Below are 17,306 nucleotides of genomic sequence, written 5' to 3'. Positions count from 1 at the left end.
CTTATAACTTGTATGAGATGGTTAACCTGCTGTTGATCTTTGGTTCTGCCTGCCAATAATATCCTGATCCATAATTAGGACCTCCTGAATACAGGTAGCTATTCAGCAGGTTGTTCACGTTTAAATTGATCCCAAATTTGTTGTTGTAGTATGATATTGCTCCATCGAGCCTGAAGTAGTCAGGTAAAGAACTTTCTGAATTATCGAATACGAACCATGAAGAGCGGCCAGCCTGGTATTGGTAACCCAATGAGAACCGTAAGCCATTGGCCTTGCCTTCAGTTAGTTTATAACTTAACCATGTATTATGCAAATGCTTGGTGGCTCCTGCTACCTGGTTACCAACAAGAGCCGGGTCACTATCTTTTGTTACCCTCGCTTCGGTAAAAGCATAATTGGTAACAACTTCAAGGTTGCGCGCCAATTCACCTTTCAGATCAAACTCAACACCAGTTGTTTTTTGTTGCCCTGATTGCCTGTTGAATGAGTACTGGCCTGTAACAGGATTGGGATGTTCGAGGTCTGCAGTCAGTACATTGTTGCGGGTGATCTCGTAAACAGAAAGTGTAGTATTCCATTTGCCGTTGAACCAATCACGCTTCACACCTAGCTCTACATTATCGCCTGTAACAGGAGAAAAATTCCTGTTCTGCCAGTCAAGTCCCGGATTGGCCACAAAGGCTTGGTCGTACACAGCATAAGTGGTAGTGTTCTTATTGATAGAATAGCTAAGACCAACGCGTGGTGTGAACTTGCTGTCCTCAGTATTACCACTGTATGGGTTGATGTTTTTATTGGTGGTGAAACGTCCTGCAAGTGTCAGACGGAGTTTATTCCTGAAGAAAGCCATTTCATCCTGCAGGTAATACGAAGCATAATTGTTATTGTATCGTACGCCTCTCTCCCTGATGCTTTTGCTGCGGTCCCATGCAGGTATAGCTGATGCAGGCACTTGCCCATACTGGGGGTTATAAATATTGAAATCATCCGAACCAAGCGCTGCACCCTGGCCCCAATCTGCGAAATAATCTTTATGTCCCATATCTACGCCGCCCAATATCTTGTGTAGAACAGCGCCTGTAGCCACTTCTCCATTCACGAAAACCTGACCGCTTTTGTTGATACCCAAAGCGTCCCAGATGCTGATGCCCCGCTGCATCAAACTATCATTATTACCTGAATAGCTCCAAGGCCAGATGCTTTGTCCTACCTGGTTGTAATGGAGATAAGATCCTTGTGCAGTAAGCTTCCAGTTGTTATTGAGCTTGTGTTCAAAAATCAGTAACAGGCTATTGTCGTTGATGACAGTAGGATCAAGATTGGGTTCAGCGGTAGTAAAATTCACAGGTAGGTCAGCGTATCTACGTTTAGAAAAAGCATAGTTGCTGCCCACTACGTTCATCTGCGAAAACTGGTGGGTAAACTCGGCCGTGATAGAAGTTTTGTCATCTACCAGGTATTTCAGTACAGGAACAATGGAGTACCTGTTATTAAATTCAAAATCACGATGCGAGCCTTTCGCCTGCCCCATTACGTTAATGCGGTACAACAGCTTACCATCTGCACTCAACTTTCCATCTATATCAGCTGTAGCGCGGTACAAGTCAAAACTTCCCAGTGATAGACTTACTTCACCTTTGTTAGTACCCGAAGGTTTTTTTGTCACCACATTATAAAAACCACCAGGCTCACCATTGGACAACATGAAGCCTGCAGGCCCTTTGATAAACTCTATTCTTTCAACCATACTCATATCTTCTGTAAGCGGTCCCCACGGCATTTGTACATTGATCCCGTTTCTAAATGCTGTCATCTGGCTGCCCCGCATGTTGATGCGTGCATAATTATCCCAGTGCTCTACCTTTTGCGCACCACTCACATTTCTTTGGATACCATCCAGCATATCAAAAGCTTGCTGGTCTGCTATAAGACCTTTGGTGATAACCTGTATATTTTGCGAAACTTCTAATATAGGTGTGGTAAGGCGAAGAGAAGGAGACACCAACCCTGAACGAAATTTACGGTTGCCGGTCACTACCACATCCTGCAATTGGCGTGTGGAAATGGTTAATTGAATTGTGACATCTGTGGAGCGTCCCTCTGCTACGGTTGCTGAAGCTTCTACTGTTTGGTAGCCAACCAATGAAGCATGTAATATATAATCCCCAGGAGCTAACCTCCTGAATTCAAATCCACCAGCCTCATCTGTGATAGCTCCTCGGCTTGTTCCTTTTATGGTAATGATAACTTCAGGTGCAGGTTGTCCTTCTGTAGTTGTTACTGTTCCTTTTATTGAACCGCCAGCCTCTTCGGGTGAAGTTGCAAATGCTTTCGTTGAGTATAGAATGATCAATGCCAGCCATAAACCGTAATTCCTCATTATGTGTGTATATGTTTTGAGTTGCAAAGGTGGGCATACACATCGAGCATCTACTGCCGCTTCGGGAACAATGACTTTCGGAATCAGGAAAACGTGAGATAAGAATCGGATGAGGTTTATCAATGCAAGGGATGAACGTTGCAAGATTCGGAAACTACAATAGGCTCTAAAGCAAAAGCCCCACCAGGTAAATGTTGGGGCTTTTGTTTTAAAACGAGAAAGTTACATATTAAACTACTTCTTCTTCCCTGCCTCCAACTGCTTAAGCAACTCACGTACTGCCACATCCAATTGTGTATCCTTGCCTGTTTCTCCTATAGGATTAGATACTGGAATATCCACAGGGCGTGGCGCCAGTTCCATGTTCTTTCCTTGCTGGTCGGTGATCTTTATAAAAGGCAGGCGAACAGTAGTACCATCAAAGAGCGTAACATTTGATGTATAGATGATCCATCCGCCTGTTGGCTCTCCTACTATTTTTCCTAGTTTAAGCGCACGATAACCTTCGCTGAAATCTTCTGCATCTGACAATGAGTGCTGGTTGGTAACAAGAATGGTTGGTGCATCGAGTGCACGCTGCCCAAGCATAGTGCGTGCAGGTGCTGTAGGCAATCCGCGTATCGTCATATTCATATACCCACGGCGTGATAACACATCCAATGCGTAGGCATTTACAAAACCACCATTGTTGTTGCGAACATCTACCACCACCCCTTCACGTGCATGGTTCTCTGCATCTATATCCAGGTAAAATTGGTTGAGCGACTCCTGGCTCATGTCAAACATATGCACATAGCCCAACCGTCCATTGCTGATCTTGTTTACATAATCCCGCTGCTGCTGAACCCACTGCTTGTACAACAAACCTTTCTCGGTGCCCATGCTTACAGGCCTCACATTCACCTTTTTGCCTTGTTTATCAATAGCAGTATTACCTATGGTAAGTGCTACCATCTTATTCGTCTTATGTTGCAGTAGCTCATCTACATTTGTTGTAGCAGTTATTGGTGTTCCATCAATAGCCAACAGGTATTGTCCAACCTTTACTTCACCTGAAAGATCAGAAGGGCTCATTGAAACCACTTCAGTTATTTTCAGGCTGCCATTATTCTCATATTCTTTCCTATCAAAGCGAAGTCCTATTCTACCTGTATTGAAACTACTGCTGCCACCGGATACACCTAAATGTGATGCGTTCAATTCACCTACCATCAATCCTAATATGCGGCGAAGTTCATCTGGTGTACCAGCACCGGCAGCAAGTGGCGCAAATGTTTTCCTTATGGCGCTCCAATTGGCTCCATGAAAACCCGGATCATAAAAGCCATTGTTTTGCATCTGCCATGCCTGGTCAAAAACTTCTAAACGCTCTTTTGCAAAATCAATATCTAATTCAGCTGTTACGGCAATAGATCTTGGAGTTTTAGTTTCCAGGCCGATGGCCCTGATCGTCCCCTGCTCCAGGTAGTACACCTCTTTTCCATCACTTGAAAATTGAATGGAACTTTTAGGAGATGACGTAGTAGTAAGCTGTTTTAAAACAGCAGGCTCTTTAGCCATTTCATCAAGTGAATACGTGTAAAGGTTGTTTTGACCCGCAACTGTAGCTGTTAGCACAAGCGTTTTTCCATCAGGACTTATTACATGATCATCTACATCCACACCTAAGGGAAGCATGCTCAACCTTTGCCTGATACCTTCGTACACAACTCGTGAAGAGTCACCGGACACTTTAGCCGTCTTCTTGAACATGGTATCTGTGGCTGGGGCTTTGGCAGTAATGGTGGCCGGAGCTGTTGGTGCAGTTTCAGAGAACAAGCTCATGAACTGCTCTTCACGGAAACGTGGCCGATGCGGCACAAGATCAACACGTGCTACAAATCCATTTTCTGTACGCTGGCGTGTATTGAACAAGATATACTTGCCATCCTTGCTCCAGCTTACACCTTGTGTAAACGTATTGGCAAGAGAGGTCACAGGTTTGCTCTCTCCTCCTGCTGCTGGCACTATATAAATATTGCGGAAAGATTTTTCACCGAAGCCTGCGTATGCAAGGAACTTACTATCGGGCGACCACGTATAGGCACTGGAGGAACTAAAGAAAACATTACCCAATACCAGGTTGGTCACCAGCCTGTCCTTCTTAGAAGCTACATCAAGCACCCTCAGTTGTTTACCATCGCGCAGGTAGGCCAGCTGTTGTCCATTAGGAGAGAATTTAGGAGCGGCATCATTTAGCTTGTCGTTGGTAAGCTGCGTTTCAGTGCTGGTGATAAAGTTGTACTGGTACAAATTAGAAACCCCATTGCGAGTGGAAGAATACACAATGCTGTTACTGTTGTTTGCCCATACAAGCTCGCCTTCTATAGCAGTTGTTCGGGTAACACGCATAGCATCACCACCATCTTTTGCCGAAGCAACAAACACATCACCACGAGCTACAAAAGCCACCTTTTTACCATCAGGTGAAAGAGCCAATTCCCTGAACTGGCCGGATTGTCTTACATGTTCTACACCGGCTGTAGCGGGAATGCCTTTACGTACAATGTTTACTTCACGAGCTTTGCCGGTAGCCACATCAAACAACCATACATTAAAATCCTTTTCAAAAACTATTGCTTTTCCATTGTGTGCAATGGTTGGCCAAAGCATACGGCCTTTTGTAAAAGATGTAAGCTGTTTGGCTGCACCACCTATGGGTTGTACATACAGGTTTTCGGTTCCTGTTCTATCCGAAATAAAATAAACCGACTTACCATCATCGCTCCACATTGGCCAAAGGTTCTTTGCACCGCGTTCAGTTATTTTTTGATAGTTGTTATTGGCTTCATGTTTCAACCATATTTCAGATTCATCTAAATGACTATGACCATTGCGCCACCATTGGTGAGAAGCAACACCGCGTGCAGTGAAGGCTAGTGTTTTTCCATCAGGTGAAGGCATAGCGAAGAATTCATTTACATAACGATCATCTGTAACAGTCATGGGAGTGCCACCTTGCACAGGCACACGATACACATCGCGCATACCCGCTATATCCCTGCCTGTAGAAGAGAAGTATATATATTTTCCATCGCGTGACCAGCCACTTAATTCATCAGCAGCATCATCAAAAGTCAGCCTCTTAAGTTCGCCAGTAGCAATGGTCAGCAGGTAGATATCACCGTTGCCAGACCGTGTAGAAACAAAAGCAAGTTGTTTTCCATCAGGAGAATACATAGGACGTGACTCATGATCAGGATGGGAGACCAATAATCTTGCATCGCCACCATTAGCAGAAACAGTCCATATATCACCTCCGGAAACAAAGGCTATTTCAGTAGCATTAGGTGAGATAGCAGGATCAGAAAAATAATGCACCCCCTGTACCTGTGAAAGATCGCCTTGTGCATGTGCAAATATGGGAGAGATAAGGAGTAAAGCATAAGCCAGTTTATGCTTCAGTTGATTTATCATGTTCATCAGGAATTAGTAAGAGATGAAAATATATAAACGATCCTTAAGTTTAGTTACCGCTGGAAGAAAAAGCTCGCACATGTCTGATGTCTGATGTGGTGATGTCGGATGTTTTTGTCATCCCGACGAAAAAGGGATCCCATGAAGATGTTAGATGTTTGGTGTTGGATGTTGGATGTTATATGCTGGACTTCGGAAGTCAAATACTGGATGCTGATGGCTCATTTGGTGTCATCCCGACAAAGGAGGGATCTCATGAAGATGATAGATGTTATTTGTTTGATGCTTGATGTTGAAATCATCGCAAGATGTTGACAGAAGCGGGAAGCCAACCTGGAACCAGGAAGCAGGAACCAAGAACCGCATAAGGGGATGCCTCCTTCGTCGGCATGACAAGCATCTTCTGTTATCCTGAGAAGGAACTAAAGCCTATTGCCTTATTCCTAATGCCTCACCTGTTGTCATCCTGAGGTACGAGGGATCCCCTAATAAATAAGGAAGAGATGCCTCCTTGGTCGGCATGACAGAAGCGGAAACCCAACCAGGAACCAGGAACCAACGACTCATTAAGGTCGAAATACTAAGGCACCATCAAAAAACAGAAGCGGATGAAGCAAGTGAACAACTGTGTTCTTCTCCTTCATCCGCCTTTTCTGCGTTCTATTTAAATCGGCATTTCTACCACCTACCACCTACCACCTACCAACTACCTGATAACTGCTTCAGCAAACCTTTCCATCTCCTCTATCTGCGGGCTGCTTTGTAAAAGGAAGAAGTCTACTCCTGCCCTTTCAAACTCACCGATACGATCAGCTAATTGTGCGGGTGTACCTGCTAAGCCCGTACGCAATCCACGGTTAGAAACAGAATAGTCTTCCAGTGAAACGCGCTTCTCCAGCTGTGTTCCACTAAGCCATTGCTGGTAGTTATCATAACCAACAGCAGAAGCATTCACATTGGTAATACGTTCAATCTCTTTCTTTACTTCCTGCTCAGTACTGCGCACAATAGAATAACCAGCAACGCCAAAAGTCATCGGAGCCAGTCCCAGCTTTTCACGTCTTTCTTTTACATCGGCTATTCGTTTGGCTATTACTTCTGGATTGTCGCCATGCATCACATACCCATCACACACACGTGCTATCAGGTTTTTACCAGCCTCCGATTCTCCACCCGCATAAATGGGTGGCCTTACTACAGGCTTTGGTTGCAGAATAGTATCGCTGGCACTGTAGTACTTGCCTTCAAAGTTCACATTGTCCTGGTCCCACATAGAAGTAACAACCTTCACCCATTCTTCCATGCGTGCATACCGATCGTCGTGTTGCTCATACTCTATTCCATATTTCTCTGCCTCTTCTCTCCACCACGATGAAACCACATTTAGCGACAAACGACCGTTGCTGATATTAGCTATGTTAGCCGCCTGCTTGGCAAATATGGCCGGGCGGTGAAAGGTTGGTCTTACAGCTACCATCAGTTCCAGGTGTTCTGTAACTGCGGCAAGTGCTGCTGTTGTAGTAAGTGCATCGAGCGAAGGCGCATCTTTACCTTTTATATCATTCAGGAAAAGCTCCGCTATCAAAGCAAGATCATAACCTATTTGTTCACTACGCTGTGCAAGACGCTTCACGTAGTTCCAGCTGGTTTCCATCTGCTCGTCTTCCACATTGCGAAGCCATCCACCAAATACGGGTAACCAAAATCCGAATCTCATAGCTTAAATATTTTCGTTTGCGAGTTTTTCAATAAAATCCACCAGGTTCTTGAAAGGATCAAAACCTACAACATTCACAGCATCAGCTATGAAATTTGAAAGAGCATTGATGTCGTAAAACAATACATCTCCTGTGCGATCATCGATCATGTATTCAATTCCTCCTACATCTATCTTAGCTTCCTTTACTATGCTTTCTACGGCAGCAATGATCTCTGCCGGCGGAGTGAACGCTTCCACTTTCAAACCTTTTTTAACGGCTTCAATTACGCATGCTTCACCTACAGGTTGTGGCTGCGGTTGCTGTGGCACCTGGCATATTTCCGCAGGGCACAGGTTAAAGCTTTCGCCGGTGGTGTAAACTTTAATTGCGTACAGGAACTTGCCGTTCAAAGTCTCTACCCTGTTGATGTGTCCACCACGCACTGGTATGAATTCCTGCACCAATGCAGTTTCATCTATACCCAGCTGAATGGAATTACTTTCTACTGCTTCTTCCAAAGCTTCCATGGAATCAAAACGAATGATGCCTGCACCGCTACCACCAATATTCGGTTTCACTGCTAAAGGAAAACCAATGGTCTTAGCTGCATCTACAATTTGAGAAGCATGATTTACTACAACTGCCTTTGGAAACTTCACACCCAGCTTCTTGAACAATACCAGCTGCAGCGCCTTAGAAGTTTCTATTTCTGTTGCCCGACTTCCATTGATCACCCTTACACCATTCTCCTCCAGGTAACCAATAAAAGCTTTTGAATAAAATATTGCCTGCCCATGGCCACGCAGGTACGATGAAGAGCTAACGCGATTGATGACCACGCTATACGGTGGCTGCTTCAATGGATCGAAATTGTGAAAGCCTGCATGTATCTTTTCGTACTGCAAACCTTTTTCGTCCAGGGTTTTGAAAAATGGCTTGAACCACTCAGGGTGCTCGTAAAAAACGCCAATTGTTTTGTTCATAAAATTTTTAAGAAAATGAAAATGTAGAAAAACAGGTACCGGGATACTAGCTACAACAACAGCACCAATAATGGGAAGGAGTACTTATATGTGGATGTGCTGCCATAAGAGCTGCAAAGAAACACATCAATGTTGTAACATCCAAAACTTCTGTATAGAGGAAAACAAAATATTAACACCACCTGCAGGCGCGTTACTTGCTGCAATAAGGCAATCTTTTATGCTAATCCAAATGAGCCAGAAGAGTAGTTAAGGGAGCAGCCATTCGGCAAAGGAATCAGCGGTTTCGTATAGTTTCACCTTGCACAGGTGCACATGAGCAGGAAGTTTATGCTCCAGCTTTTCTTTTATATGTAAAAGAATATTTTCAGCAGTGGGCTCATAAGGCCAAACTGATAGATTAGGAAGTGAGGCAAAAGCATTATTAGCCTGCAAGAAATCCTCCGACAGCACCAGCATATGATCCAATTGGTCAATCACAGCGCTCTGCACTACCTTCTTTATTTCTTTGAAATCTATAATGAACCCGGGAGCAGGTATATAGTAGTCATCAGCAGCAGACGCTACAGTTATTTCAAGATGGTATGAATGGCCATGAACATTGCTGCACTTACCTGCATAACCATGTACGGCATGTGCCATTTCGAAGCGGAAGATCTTTGTTATCTGTATCATTACGAAGTAAAAGGGCGGCAAAACTACTGGCCGCTCCTTCTACAAATCATGACGATTGTTAGCTGTTTATAATGATTGCATAGCAACGGGAAGTACTACAATCTTTCAAGATCCGTCTTGGTAAGATCAGACTCTGCGTCACCTGTATTCAAAGTAGACGCAGGTTCAAATAGCATCACATGCACCTCTTTATCTGCTACAGGCCGGTGCATGGTACCCTTTGGAATGATGATGAAATCACCTTCTGCCAGTTCTACATTTCCATCCTCCAGCTCCATGATAAACTGGCCTTCTACTACAAAAAACAATTCATCTTCATGGTCGTGTTTATGCCATACAAATGGTCCCTGGAACTTAACCAGCTTTACGTGCTGCCCATTTAGTTCGCCTACTATCCGCGGGTTCCAATAGTCATCCACCTGCTGTAGCTTCTCTTTCACGTTTACTTTCCAAATCATATAGTGGCTGGAGTTTCAGCTAAAGTAATCATTCAATTATTAGGCACCTGCTGTACGCAAGGCATAAAATTTTTGGAAGAATGAGTTCATGATCTTTCAAACATAATCTCATTTAAAACCTACCAATATGGCACTGTACAATTTTGAAGCTACAGCAGTTGATCCGGCAGCTCCTACACCTGAGGAGGAAGAGGAACTAACTGCAGAACAAGCGCTGACAGAAGAAAGTGGTTTAGAAACCGGGGCTACCTATAAAGAAGATGAGGAGCAGGATCTTGATGATCTTATTCATAAACAACCGGCAAGTGATGAATAGTTGACGTCAGGCAAGGATATTCATTGACTGCAGCTACTAGTTTTTGTTAATTCAAATTATTAGCACCAGTTTCTACCATTAATGGTTGTAATTTCGCTGTTCATCAACTTGGGGCTGTATTTGGTTTTGACAGCATAGGTTGTTGTAGGTATAAGCATGCAGTGCGTTGGGTTATTAGCACTTAAATCTGAAGACTCAAACAATAAAAGGCGAGAATACTTACGCCATGGCTGCCTAATTCAGTGAATTAGCACCCATTATGGCCGGGAACGCAGGCTGACCTGTTGCCAAGCTTCCCCGCCCAATCAAATAACAAAACGGGTTGCCACTGCAGAAGGCTGTGACTGTAGTGTAAGACCATCCAGCTAAGGAGGAGATTGGTTCGTCCGGTCCCGGTTTCTTCCCGACAAATAATTCCGGAATAAGCATGTAGAAGGCTTATGGCAAATATGTTTGGACACCGGTTCGACTCCGGTCAGCTCCACCAAAGCAACTAAGGCCAACGTTCACCAGGGCGTTGGTCTTTTTATTTTACCTATAGGCAAAGCGTTCTTCTCCTGATCTTCCAAAACACTAATTCCACTAATCTTCTAAAGCTTTCAGTTGTTTTTTCACCTGATTCAATATCTTCCACTTTATTCGCCATTCTATGAACCAACAAAAGCAATTGGGTTCCATACTACTACAATCCTCCAACTGCTACTTTGTATCATTGGATGATAAAGAGAACATCACCTCTTACAATAAAGCTTTTCAAAAACTTTTTGGCGATAAACCGCTGCAGGAAGTTCATTTTCCTGCACTGCTGCCGGGACACCTCATTAAACATTGGCGCCATACCATCAGCCAGCTCAATAAAAACGAAAGCACGCCTGGAAGCTTCATTGGCCATATTGGACCCACACAGGTGGTGAACTGGGAAATAGCCGCTTACGACATAGATAGCAAACTAACTTATGAGCTCATTGGCACACCCGTAACTTCTGCAGGACAAAGTGAGAATGAACTGCAGCTGAAATGGCTGGTGAATGACCTGGAGAAGATCATGTCTTCATCGCTCGATATTATTTGCACCATCGACGAGGAAGGAAGGTTCATTACCATCAGCGAGGCGAGCAAATACATATTAGGCTATACACCTAGAGAACTTATCGGGCAGTACTATCTAAAGCTTGCGCATCCTTTTGATGTGGGCCGTACCATTCGTGCTGCTGAAAAGATCAAACAGGGCTATGATTCAAAAGATCTCGAGAACAGGTTTGTGCACAAGGACGGCAGGCTGATACCACTCATGTGGAGCATGAAGTGGGATAGCGTTGACAAACGGTTTTATGGTGTAGGGCGCGATGTAACGGATAAGAAAAAAAGCGAACAGGAACTGCTGGATTCGGAGGGAAAATACAAGCTCCTCTTTTATAAGAACCCGCTGCCTATGTGGATTTTCGAGCTCGAAACATTGCGGTTTTTAGAAGTAAATGAAGCAGCCACAGAAAGCTATGGCTTCTCCCGTGAAGAGTTCCTGCAGATGACCATCCTGGAGCTAAGGCCTGATGAAGAAAAACAACGGCTCCTTCAACTGCATAAACTACAGGGGCTAAATACGCCCGTACACCAGGGTTATTGGGTACATAGCAAGAAAGATGGAACGCTGATGCAGGTGGAGATAACAGCCCACCAACTGGATTATGAGGGGAAGCGTGCAAAGCTTGTACTGGCTTCTGATAGAACGCAGCAGGTACTGGCAGAACAAGAGATCATCCGCACTAACGAAAGATATTCTTATGTAAGTAAGGCCACCTTTAATGTGGTGTGGGATTGGGACTTACAATTGGATATCATTGAATGGAATGATATAGCAGTAGAAATGTTTGGCTATACTAGCGAGGAAATAGGTGATGTGAAATGGTGGCAAAAACATCTACACCCTGATGACAGGGAACGCGTGGTGACGAACCTGCAGCGACACATCAATGACAGGCATCACCACTGGGAAGATGAATACCGTTTCACCTGCGCTGATGGTAGCTACAAACATATCTTCGATCGCGGTTTCATTATTTATGATGAAAATAAAACCCCGCTGAGAATGCTGGGTGCTATGCAGGATGTAAGCGATCTTAAGTCGAATGAGCTGAAACTAAAAGAGCTGAATTTTTCGCTGGAAAAACGCGCAAGAGAATTGGCAGAGAGTAACGCAGAACTAGAACGCTTTGCATACGTGGCATCGCACGACCTGCAAGAGCCGCTGCGGATGGTTTCAAGTTTTTTACAACTATTAGAAAAACGATACAAAGAAAAGCTGGATGTAAAAGCGCATGAGTACATAGCCTTTGCTGTGGATGGCGCCGAAAGAATGAAAGGCCTGATACTCGACCTGCTGGAGTATTCGCGTGTGAATACAAGTAAAGAAGAACGGGAAAAAGTAGAAACAAATAAAATAATAGAAGAAGTAAGGCTTACCTACAATAATGTACTGCAGGAAACAAATGGCGAAATAATATGCGATGATCTGCCGAATGTACATGGTACGCGTACGCAGGTTATGCAGCTTTTTCAAAATATAATAAGTAATGCACTTAAGTATAGAAGTGCAGAACCACCTATTATAAACATTACCTATAAGAAGGCTGGTAATTATATAGAATTTGCTATATCTGATAATGGAATTGGAATTGATGAACGCTTCTTTCATAAAATATTTATTATTTTTCAACGGTTACATAACAGGGAACATTATTCAGGAACAGGCATCGGGCTAGCCATATGTAAAAAAATTGTAGAACGACACGGAGGTAAAATTTGGCTAACTTCCACGCCAGGAAAAGGCAGCACTTTTTACTTTACCCTACCCCAATAAACCAATTCAATGAAAAGCATTAAAATTTTACTGGTAGAGGATAACGAAGGAGATATTGTACTTACACAGGAAGCATTGTCGGACGCTAAACTTAAAAATGAAGTGGTAGTAGTAAGGGATGGCGCTGAGGCAATGGATTATTTGAATGATAGAAAGCCAAACCCGCACCTGCTTCCCGACCTGGTACTGTTAGATATTAATCTCCCTAAAATAGATGGTAAAGAAGTTTTGGCTGCAATAAAGAATGACGACTTATTGAAGAAAATTCCCGTCGTTATGTTGACTACTTCTTCATCAGAAATAGACATAAGAGAATCTTATAATAATCACGCAAATTGTTTTATTACCAAACCGGTTGACCTCGATAAATTTTTTAACGTGGTGAAAGTGATCGAGGACTTTTGGATAACAATTGTGAAGCTGCCATCAAAAGAATAAAATGCTGCAACAAGCTATTAATATTTTAGTAATAGAGGATAATCCCGGGGATTATGTATTGGTTAAAGAATATCTAGAGGAGTGTTTTTCTAATGCCTCTATTATTCATGCTACTTCTATCAATTCTGCCACACCCATTCTCCAGGAAAAGCAGGTGGATGTAGTGCTATTGGATCTTACGCTTCCTGATGGTATGGGCATAGAGTCATTCCATTCCATACATAATATTGCTCCACTTGTTCCCATCATTATACTTACAGGTATAGGCGATAGGGAAATTGCACTGGAGAGTGTAAAGTATGGCGCGCAGGACTATATTGTAAAAGATGACAGCAGCCCTACTGTACTGCAAAAGAGCATACAGTATGGCATTGAAAGAAGTAAGGTGCTCGACCACCTGAAGAAGAGCGAAGAACAGTACAAATATCTTTTCCAGAATAACCCATTACCCATGTGGGCCTTCGACAAACAAGAAGGCAATTTTATAATGGTGAATGGGGCAGCACAGAAGCACTATGGCTATAGCGAAGAGGAATTCCTGAAAATGAGCATTCACGATATTGAAGTTTTCGAGGATGCTGAACATGCTGTTTCTAATTCTTTTTTGAAAAGATCTTCTCTCACAAAAAACTATGCATCGGATCTAAAGCACCTGAAAAAAAATGGTGAAACCATAGATGTAGAGATGCAAACGCACAGCATTGTGCTGGAAGGAACTAAAGCTTACCTGGCCGTACTGCACGATGTAACAGAACGCAACCGCGCCAAAGAACAACTAAGGCAAAGTGAGCAGATGTTCAGAACCATTTCTGAAAACTTCCCGAATGGAGCAGTGGCTATTTTGGATTGTGATCTGAAAGTGCATTACATAGCAGGTAAAGAATTTCCTGTTCCCGGTGAAGATGCTTTATACTTCAAAAACAAAGTTTATACTACACATTTTACCCATCCTACACGCCAGGACCTGGAAGCGCAATTGCTGGATGTCTTCAATGGCAACAGCGTAGTTTTTGAAGCCTCCAACGACCTGCACAGCTATATGATAAGCGCGGTTCCGCTAAAAGAAATTGATGGAACCATCAACAGGATATTGATAGCGTCGCAAAATATAACTGCGCAGAAGCGTAATGAAGTAGAGAAGGAAATGCTGATAGAAGAGTTGACGCAAAACAACAGTGACCTCAGGCAGTTCTCGTACATTACCTCGCACAACCTGCGGGCACCATTATCCAACCTGCTAGGCATTATAAAGCTGCTAGATACTTCGGAAGTACAAGACCCCATGACTTCGCTGCTGCTGAAGAATTTCGAAGAATGTACACTGCAGCTGAACGATACGGTGAATGACCTGATCAATGTGCTGATCATTAAGAACAATGTGAATGCGAAAAAAGAAAGGCTGGACATCAGCAAAATCTTTGACCGCGTGATCAACAGCATTCAGACCACGCTGGAAGCAGGAGAAATGAAAGTGCATGCAAATTTTGAAGAAGTAACAGAGGTTGATTTCAACCGTACTTATTTGGAAAGCATTCTGCTTAACCTTCTTACAAATGCAGTAAAATATAAATCTCCTAAACGCAAGCCCGAGGTGCATGCATATACCAAACGCATGGCCGACGGATCGGTTAAACTTTATTTCAGTGATAATGGATTAGGAATTGATTTAAACAGGTATAAAGATCGCATCTTTGGATTGTACCAGAGGTTTCACGATCATGCAGATAGTAAGGGCCTTGGCCTTTACATCGTAAACTCGCAGATACGGGTGATGGGTGGCGAAATTGATATTGAGAGTGAAGTGGACAAAGGGACAACCTTTATAATCACCTTTAAACAAGAAAACGTTTATGATCAGTAAGGTTTTATGTATTGATGATGACCAAATAACATTGGTGCTGTGCGAACTGGTGATAAAAAAAGCGGGTTTCGCAAGTGAAGTGGTTACAGCAAAAAATGGTAAAGAAGGATTAGCATGGTTTTCTTCCTATTTTTCCAAGAAAGGAGGCGATGGCGATCCACCACAAGTTATATTCCTCGATCTGAATATGCCGGTAATGAACGGTTGGGATTTCCTGGAAGACTACCTGATGAAATACTCAGACAGGTTGCCTGGAACCAAAGTGGTTATCATCTCTTCTACCGTTAATCCTGAAGATTTTAACAGGGCTAACCGGTACAGCGATACAGTGATCGACTTCATCAACAAACCATTGACCACAGAAGGTTTGTATGAATTGATGGCCAATGAAAATCTTTCTGCATACTTCAGCAAGCAAGAACAGCAGAAAGAAGAAAATTAATTTCTATAGTCTTACAACGGGCTCTTATGGATAACTATGCATTAGCAGATAATTTCTCGCTGCTTGCTAAACTTATAGATATACACGGCGACGATAGTTTCAAAGCCAAGTCTTACTCATCGGCTGCTTTCACTTTAGAGAAACTGCCGATGCAGGTAGCAGAACTACCTTCTGCAAAATTGTTTGCCATAAAAGGTATAGGACAAGCCATTGGAAAAAAGATCATAGAGCAGTTGGAAACAGGAAGGCTTCAGTCGCTGGATGAATATATTATAAAGACGCCGCCGGGCATCATCGAGATGTTGCGGATAAAAGGCCTGGGACCGAAAAAGATCTGCACCGTTTGGAAAGAACTAGGAATTGAAAACATTGGAGAATTACTGTATGCCTGTGAAGAGAACAGGCTGCTACTATACAAAGGTTTTGGAGCCAAAACCCAACAGAACATAAAGGACGGCATTACCTTTTACCTTGCCAGCCAGGGCTCTTTTTTATTTAGCCAAATAGAAGAATTCGGAAAGAAGTTTACCGAGATCCTGCAAGCTGAGTTTCCTGCAAATACGTTTTTACCAACAGGAGCATTCAATCGCCACGACCTGGTGGTGCACAAGCTGGAATGGGTAACTGATGCTGCTATCAATGAACTAAAGGAATTTTTTGAAAGCAAAGAATATACTGTTGAAATAGCAGGCAATCTGTTGCAGGCAAAGGGACCTGAAAATGTAGCTATTGAATGTATTGTTACACCAAAAGCGGAGTTGTATACACGGTTGTTTGAGAATAACTGTTGCAGTGAATTTTTCGAAAAATGGAAGAACCGTTTTGGCTGGGATGAAACCGCCTCCTATTCTTCGGAAGAGGAAGTCTTTAGCCAACACAAACTTTCTTTCATCCCTCCTTACCTGCGCGAACTGCCACTATTCATAGATAAAGCTGCCCAGCAATCATTGCCGGTTGTGATAGAGCCAGGAGATGTACGTGGCATTATACACTCGCACAGCAACTGGAGCGATGGCGTAAATACTATTGAAGAAATGGCTAAGGCTGCAAAGAAGCAAGGGCTGGAATATCTTGTTATCAGCGATCACTCGCAGTCTGCTTATTATGCCGGTGGTTTGTTCCCGGAGAAGATAATAGAACAACATAAATTGGTGGATGAGCTGAATAAAAAGCTTGCACCTTTCAAGATATTTAAGAGCATAGAGTCTGACATATTGAGTGATGGCAGCCTTGATTATCCTGATGAGATACTTGCTTCTTTTGATCTTGTGATTGCTTCTGTTCATTCTAACCTGAAGATGCCTGAAGAGAAAGCAATGGCGCGGCTGCTAAAAGCAATTGCTAATCCTTACACCAGGATACTCGGGCATATGACCGGTCGGTTGTTATTAAGCAGGAATGGTTATCCTGTTGATCATAAAGCAATCATTGATGCTTGTGCCGAACACAATGTTGTGATTGAGATCAACGCACACCCGCGTCGCCTCGACATGGATTATCATTTTATTCCTTATGCATTAGAAAAAGGTGTATTGCTATCTATAGATCCTGATGCACATTCTATAGATGAATATAACCATGTGCGTAGCGGTGTACTTGCTGCACAAAAAGGCGGACTGACAAAAGAAAAAAATTTAAGCAGCTTTTCTTTACAAGAATTTGAATCTTTTTTGCAAATGAAAATGCAAAATGAAAAGTAATTAGGCTTTAGACTAATAAATGTTATTGGATTACTTTCTT

The 17,306-nt window shown here is 43.0% G+C and carries 12 protein-coding genes and 1 other RNA gene; 7 read left to right on the top strand and 6 right to left on the bottom strand.

Features of this window, described 5'->3' with window-relative positions:
* Position 1: 1 nt before the first annotated feature.
* From J4N22_RS17395 to J4N22_RS17370, 6 genes are all read right to left on the bottom strand, one after another.
* Complete coding sequence (locus J4N22_RS17395; RefSeq protein WP_207496741.1) at positions 2-2,380, bottom strand: TonB-dependent receptor; 2,379 nt, start codon at positions 2,378-2,380, stop codon at positions 2-4.
* A 234-nt stretch (positions 2,381-2,614) separates the two neighbouring features.
* Positions 2,615-5,842, bottom strand: coding sequence for a S41 family peptidase (locus J4N22_RS17390; RefSeq protein WP_207496740.1), 3,228 nt, complete (start codon positions 5,840-5,842; stop codon positions 2,615-2,617).
* A 700-nt stretch (positions 5,843-6,542) separates the two neighbouring features.
* Positions 6,543-7,553: an LLM class flavin-dependent oxidoreductase gene (locus J4N22_RS17385; protein WP_207496739.1), complete on the bottom strand. Its 1,011-nt coding sequence runs from the start codon at positions 7,551-7,553 to the stop codon at positions 6,543-6,545.
* Between the two features lie 3 nt (positions 7,554-7,556).
* A complete protein-coding gene (locus J4N22_RS17380) occupies positions 7,557-8,519 on the bottom strand; it encodes an ATP-grasp domain-containing protein (RefSeq protein WP_207496738.1) in 963 nt (320 codons plus the stop codon).
* Positions 8,520-8,768: 249 nt separating this feature from the next.
* Positions 8,769-9,194, bottom strand: a complete 426-nt coding sequence (locus tag J4N22_RS17375; RefSeq protein WP_207496737.1) for a 6-pyruvoyl trahydropterin synthase family protein — start codon at positions 9,192-9,194, stop codon at positions 8,769-8,771.
* Between the two features lie 95 nt (positions 9,195-9,289).
* Positions 9,290-9,652, bottom strand: coding sequence for a cupin domain-containing protein (locus J4N22_RS17370; RefSeq protein WP_207496736.1), 363 nt, complete (start codon positions 9,650-9,652; stop codon positions 9,290-9,292).
* A gap of 127 nt (positions 9,653-9,779) precedes the next feature.
* Between J4N22_RS17370 and J4N22_RS17365 the strand changes: the two genes are divergently transcribed.
* From J4N22_RS17365 to J4N22_RS17335, 7 genes are all read left to right on the top strand, one after another.
* Positions 9,780-9,968 carry a hypothetical protein gene (locus J4N22_RS17365; protein ID WP_207496735.1) on the top strand — a complete coding sequence of 63 codons (189 nt, stop codon included), beginning with the start codon at positions 9,780-9,782 and terminating at the stop codon, positions 9,966-9,968.
* A 110-nt stretch (positions 9,969-10,078) separates the two neighbouring features.
* Positions 10,079-10,455, top strand: a transfer-messenger RNA (tmRNA) gene (gene ssrA, locus J4N22_RS17360).
* Between the two features lie 162 nt (positions 10,456-10,617).
* Positions 10,618-12,825: a PAS domain-containing sensor histidine kinase gene (locus J4N22_RS17355; protein ID WP_207496734.1), complete on the top strand. Its 2,208-nt coding sequence runs from the start codon at positions 10,618-10,620 to the stop codon at positions 12,823-12,825.
* Between the two features lie 9 nt (positions 12,826-12,834).
* Positions 12,835-13,263: a response regulator gene (locus tag J4N22_RS17350; protein ID WP_207496733.1), complete on the top strand. Its 429-nt coding sequence runs from the start codon at positions 12,835-12,837 to the stop codon at positions 13,261-13,263.
* 1 nt (position 13,264) lies between these two features.
* Positions 13,265-15,124 (top strand): PAS domain S-box protein, encoded by a 1,860-nt coding sequence (locus J4N22_RS17345; RefSeq protein WP_207496732.1) that lies wholly within the window; start codon positions 13,265-13,267, stop codon positions 15,122-15,124.
* On the top strand, positions 15,114-15,566 hold the full coding sequence (locus J4N22_RS17340; RefSeq protein WP_207496731.1) for a response regulator: 453 nt from the start codon (positions 15,114-15,116) through the stop codon (positions 15,564-15,566). Before J4N22_RS17345 ends, J4N22_RS17340 begins: the two co-directional genes overlap by 11 nt.
* A gap of 26 nt (positions 15,567-15,592) precedes the next feature.
* The gene (locus J4N22_RS17335) at positions 15,593-17,266 is read left to right on the top strand and encodes a DNA polymerase/3'-5' exonuclease PolX (RefSeq protein WP_207496730.1); all 1,674 of its coding nucleotides are present in this window, start codon (positions 15,593-15,595) and stop codon (positions 17,264-17,266) included.
* Positions 17,267-17,306 lie beyond the last annotated feature (40 nt).

The sequence above is a fragment of the Aridibaculum aurantiacum genome (genome assembly GCF_017355875.1).
In the GTDB taxonomy this organism is placed as follows: Bacteria; Bacteroidota; Bacteroidia; order Chitinophagales; family Chitinophagaceae; genus Segetibacter; species Segetibacter aurantiacus.
The sequence above is the reverse complement of the archived record's forward strand: the minus strand, read 5'-3'. Positions and strand labels throughout refer to the sequence as shown.